Raw genomic sequence first — 5,000 nt, 5'->3', positions numbered from 1 at the left:
CCTAAGGTACTTGGAAAATCAGAGATGCAGGGTGACCTGCATCTGTGGTTTCCAAGTATCGCTAATAGGTAACTTATCCTGAATACATAGGGATAAAGTGGCGAACGCGGGGAACTGAAACATCTAAGTACCCGTAGGAAAGGACATCAACCGAGACTCCGGAAGTAGTGGCGAGCGAACCCGGACCAGGCCAGTGGCGATTGAGAGACAAGCGGAACCTTCTGGAAAGTAGGGCCATAGTGGGTGACAGCCCCGTACGCGTAATGCGATCAATCGTCCTTGAGTAAGGCGGGACACGTGAAATCCTGTCTGAAATTGGGAGGACCACCTTCCAAGCCTAAGTACTCGTGCATGACCGATAGCGAACTAGTACCGTGAGGGAAAGGTGAAAAGCACCCCGACAAGGGGAGTGAAAGAGTACCTGAAACCGATTGCCTACAAACAGTGGGAGCCCGCAAGGGTGACCACGTACCTTTTGTATAATGGGTCAGCGACTTAGTGTGACGAGCAAGCTTAAACCGATAGGTGTAGGCGCAGCGAAAGCGAGTCTGAACAGGGCGTTCAGTTCGTCGCATTAGACCCGAAACCGAGTGATCTAGCCATGAGCAGGTTGAAGGTAAGGTAACACTTACTGGAGGACCGAACCCATAACTGTTGCAATAGTTCGGGATGACTTGTGGCTAGGGGTGAAAGGCCAATCAAACTCGGAAATAGCTGGTTCTCCGCGAAATCTATTTAGGTAGAGCGTCGACCGAATACCCCAGGGGGTAGAGCACTGGATGGGCTAGGGGTCCTCACCGGATTACCAAACCTAACCAAACTCCGAATACCTGGGAGTACTAGTCGGCAGACACACGGCGGGTGCTAACGTCCGTCGTGAAAAGGGAAACAACCCTGACCTACAGCTAAGGTCCCCAAGTTATGGCTAAGTGGGAAAGGATGTGAGGATCCCAAAACAACCAGGATGTTGGCTTAGAAGCAGCCATCATTTAAAGAAAGCGTAACAGCTCACTGGTCTAAATAAGGGTCTTTGCGCCGAAAATGTAACGGGGCTAAAGCCATACACCGAAGCTTAGGGTTCGTGAGCAATCACGAGCGGTAGCGGAGCGTTCTGTAAGCTGATGAAGCCGTACCCGTGAGGGGCGGTGGAGGTATCAGAAGTGCGAATGCTGACATGAGTAACGTAAGGGGAGTGAGAGACTCCCCCGCCGAAAGACCAAGGGTTCCTGCTTAAAGTTAATCTGAGCAGGGTTAGCCGGCCCCTAAGACGAGGCGGAAACGCGTAGTCGATGGGAACCACGTTAATATTCGTGGGCCTGGAGGTAGTGACGGATCACACAAGTTGTCCAATCTTATCGGATTGAACGGGCAGCGGAGTGGTTCCAGGAAATAGCTCCTCCTTATAGACCGTACCCGAAACCGACACTGGTGGTCAGGTAGAGTATACCAAGGCGCTTGAGAGAACTATGCTGAAGGAACTCGGCAAATTGCACGCGTAACTTCGGAAGAAGCGTGACCCTTTTCTGCGCAAGCAGAGGAGGGTGGCACAGACCAGGGGGTAGCGACTGTTTATCAAAAACACAGGGCTCTGCGAAGCCGCAAGGCGACGTATAGGGTCTGACGCCTGCCCGGTGCTGGAAGGTTAAGAGGAGGGGTGCAAGCTCTGAATCGAAGCCCCAGTAAACGGCGGCCGTAACTATAACGGTCCTAAGGTAGCGAAATTCCTTGTCGGGTAAGTTCCGACCTGCACGAATGGCGTAACGACTTCCCCGCTGTCTCCAGCATAGACTCAGTGAAATTGAATTCCCCGTGAAGATGCGGGGTTCCTGCGGTTAGACGGAAAGACCCCGTGCACCTTTACTATAGCTTTACATTGGCATTCGTAGTGGCATGTGTAGGATAGGTGGTAGGCTTTGAAACCTGGGCGCCAGCTCAGGTGGAGCCACCCTTGAAATACCACCCTTATTACTATGGATGTCTAACCGCGGCCCGTTATCCGGGTCCGGGACAATGTATGGTGGGTAGTTTGACTGGGGCGGTCGCCTCCTAAAGAGTAACGGAGGCGCGCGATGGTGGGCTCAGAACGGTCGGAAATCGTTCGCTGAGTGCAATGGCATAAGCCTGCCTGACTGCGAGACTGACAAGTCGAGCAGAGACGAAAGTCGGTCATAGTGATCCGGTGGTCCCGCGTGGAAGGGCCATCGCTCAACGGATAAAAGGTACGCCGGGGATAACAGGCTGATGACCCCCAAGAGTCCATATCGACGGGGTTGTTTGGCACCTCGATGTCGACTCATCGCATCCTGGGGCTGGAGCAGGTCCCAAGGGTATGGCTGTTCGCCATTTAAAGCGGTACGTGAGTTGGGTTCAGAACGTCGTGAGACAGTTCGGTCCCTATCTGCCGTGGGTGTAGGAATATTGAAAGGATCTGTCCCTAGTACGAGAGGACCGGGATGGACGGATCTCTGGTGGACCTGTTGTGGCGCCAGCCGCATTGCAGGGTAGCTATATCCGGACGGGATAACCGCTGAAGGCATCTAAGCGGGAAACCCACCTTGAAACGAGTATTCCCTGAGAACCGTGGAAGACGACCACGTTGATAGGCCGGGTGTGGAAGAGCGGCAACGCTTGAAGCTTACCGGTACTAATAGTTCGATAGGCTTGATCGTTCTCATTCCTAATATCCATCAAGGCGCAATCCGAAGGATTGTCGCCATTCTCACTCACGCTTGTTCCGCCCTTCGGGCGGCGCTACGTGGGTGCGGCGCAACGGCGCCGACGGTCGGTCGACCTTGCGAAGCTTCGCTTCGAAGGCGCCAGGCTGAAAGAACGTCCAAAGGCACAACAAAGACCAGCGAACAGCTCCGAGAAAGCAGAAACTAGGTACCCCCTATTGGCTACTCGCTCATCGCTGTTCGCTCTAAAAGCTTCTCGATTTGAACGTGCGTTTTGCCGACCTGGTGGTTATGGCGGAGCGGCTGCACCCGATCCCATTCCGAACTCGGCCGTGAAACGCTCCAGCGCTGATGGTACTTCGTCTCAAGACGCGGGAGAGTAGGTCGCTGCCAGGTCTGCCAAGCGCACGTTCATCTCACATCCGGATCAAAAGATCCTGATAGAGACAAATCTTCTCATTACGATTTTTGTGATGCATGTCGTCGGCTCAAAACCGCTAACACTTTTGAGCGACATGCATAAAGGCCCGCCAAACGGGATATCGGGCCGCGCAAGCGGCCCTTTCATTTGGCGGCTCCCTTGAATCCGGTAAGCTAACACTTACCTCTATCGTTGACGCGGGGTGGAGCAGCCCGGTAGCTCGTCAGGCTCATAACCTGAAGGTCACAGGTTCAAATCCTGTCCCCGCAACCAGATACAAAAACGCCCGCCTCGTGCGGGCGTTTTTGTATCTTGCTGGGGTGGCCGGCTGATTTGAGCTGTCATCAGGGGCCCGCAAGGAGGCGAAGCCGACGCCGCGGGACAAAAAAGCCAAATCCTGTCCCCGCAACCAGATACAAAAACGCCCGCCTCGCGCGGGCCGTTTTGCGTTGGGATAGCAGAACGGGCAAGAAGGCCACAGCCTCTCACCAAGGCCGGATCATTCGGCCCACATTGACGCCTAAAGCGCGTCGCGCTGAAACGGATTCAGGCGACGCGCTTTGGTCTCTGTTTTGATGCATGTCGTTGCCCCAGAACCGCTGCACACTTCTGGGCGACATGCATTAGTTTAGTGTGATGTTCGCCTTGCTGGAATTTACGAACGCGGCCGATGAGGACGTCAACGTGAGCGCGACAACGCATTCAGAGACCAGCGCGCAACCAGGCACGAAATAGTATTCGCCGGCTTTGTTCTAAACTCAGCCGGCTTCTGTGTCTCGGGCGCCTTGAAGCGGCGAGAGCAGAGGTCGTGGAATCGGCCGCATGGCGATCCTCGATCGGGCGCCGGCGTCTTGATCGACATTTTGATCGCTGCCGATTCGGGTGGACTGAGTCCCTCACATCGAATCGCAAAGGGGAGGCGAGGCCAAATCAACCAAAATTGCTAATTCTTGCTATCTATTGCTATGTCCGACGCTAGGCCCCATATTTTCCTCAGGAGGTCCCCATGCCCAACTACGCTTTGAACGAGCACTATGAGCGCTTCATCAGGAGGCAGCTCGAATCAGGCCGTTACAACAATGCCAGCGAGGTTGTCCGCGCCGGCCTGCGCATGCTCGAGGATTTCGAGGCGGAGCGGGAGAGGTGGCTGCGTGAGGAAATCCCGTCGCGCATGACCGAGCTCCAGCAGGATCCGGCAAAGGGAATTCCCGCCGAAACGGTGTTTTCCCGGCTGGAGGTCCGTCATCGCGCGCGGCAGGCGAAAGCCAAGTAGGGGATGGAATACCGGATTGTCTTCCACGCGAGCGCGGAAGCTGAACTCGAACAACTCTATGACGAGATAGCCGAGCGCGCGTCGCCGGCGGTTGCTTGGGATTTTGTTGCAGGCATCCGCGATCATTGTCTGGGCTTGTCGACATTTCCACAGCGTGGCACCGAGCGGGTGGAGATCATGTCGGGGCTGCGGATCATCGGTTATCGTCGCGCCGTCAGTATCGCTTTTGCTGTCGATGGCGAGCGTGTCCTGATCCTGGGCATCTTCTACGCAGGCCGGAACATCACGCCTGAATTGCTCGAAGAACGGCTCTAAACCAGGCTCGGACGGGGGCGGCGGTCGATATCCGGCTAAGCGCTGCAGGCGATTTCGGGTTGAACGCATCCCGCTCGGCCGAGCCGTTGCGGCGAGCGTTGCCGGAATGGCTGGCAACGGAACGCCGGCCAAAATTCAACCAAGCCAACTCAGTATTTTTACCGCCGCAGATATCTCGACGAGAAATCGAAAAAAGAGCGATCTTGGCTGTTGACAGTTTGATCGGGTGGCGACTATATACGCCCCACGAACGAGGGCGGTGCGCCGCTGGCGACGAAGAAGTTTGCTTCTAGATCTGCCCTCTGCGAAATTCAAG

At 55.3% G+C, this 5,000-nt stretch carries 2 protein-coding genes, 1 tRNA gene and 2 rRNA genes (1 of these 5 running past the window's edge); all 5 read left to right on the top strand.

Translation table 11 applies throughout. The features are described from left to right. Positions 1–2,669: ribosomal RNA gene (locus tag RFM98_RS19530) — 23S ribosomal RNA — on the top strand; it begins 131 nt to the left of the window's first position. Positions 2,670–2,956: 287 nt separating this feature from the next. After that, a 5S ribosomal RNA gene (rrf, locus tag RFM98_RS19525) occupies positions 2,957–3,071 on the top strand. A 221-nt stretch (positions 3,072–3,292) separates the two neighbouring features. Beyond that, positions 3,293–3,369: transfer RNA gene (locus RFM98_RS19520), tRNA-Met, on the top strand. Positions 3,370–4,102: 733 nt separating this feature from the next. After that, on the top strand, positions 4,103–4,369 hold the full coding sequence (locus RFM98_RS19515; protein ID WP_320217278.1) for a type II toxin-antitoxin system ParD family antitoxin: 267 nt from the start codon (positions 4,103–4,105) through the stop codon (positions 4,367–4,369). Positions 4,370–4,372: 3 nt separating this feature from the next. After that, positions 4,373–4,684: a type II toxin-antitoxin system RelE/ParE family toxin gene (locus tag RFM98_RS19510; protein ID WP_320310399.1), complete on the top strand. Its 312-nt coding sequence runs from the start codon at positions 4,373–4,375 to the stop codon at positions 4,682–4,684. Positions 4,685–5,000: the final 316 nt, after the last annotated feature.

This window comes from Mesorhizobium australafricanum, assembly GCF_033977265.1.
Lineage (GTDB): Bacteria > Pseudomonadota > Alphaproteobacteria > Rhizobiales > Rhizobiaceae > Mesorhizobium > Mesorhizobium australafricanum.
Note: the sequence above shows the minus strand (reverse complement) of the source record. Positions and strands in the feature narration are given on the sequence as shown.

What these genes read in the sequence shown, in the direction of transcription:
- RFM98_RS19515 (WP_320217278.1), top strand. Translation starts at nt 4,103, where the DNA reads ATGCCCAACTACGCTTTGAACGAGCACTATGAGCGCTTCATCAGGAGG.
- RFM98_RS19510 (WP_320310399.1), top strand. Translation starts at nt 4,373, where the DNA reads ATGGAATACCGGATTGTCTTCCACGCGAGCGCGGAAGCTGAACTCGAA.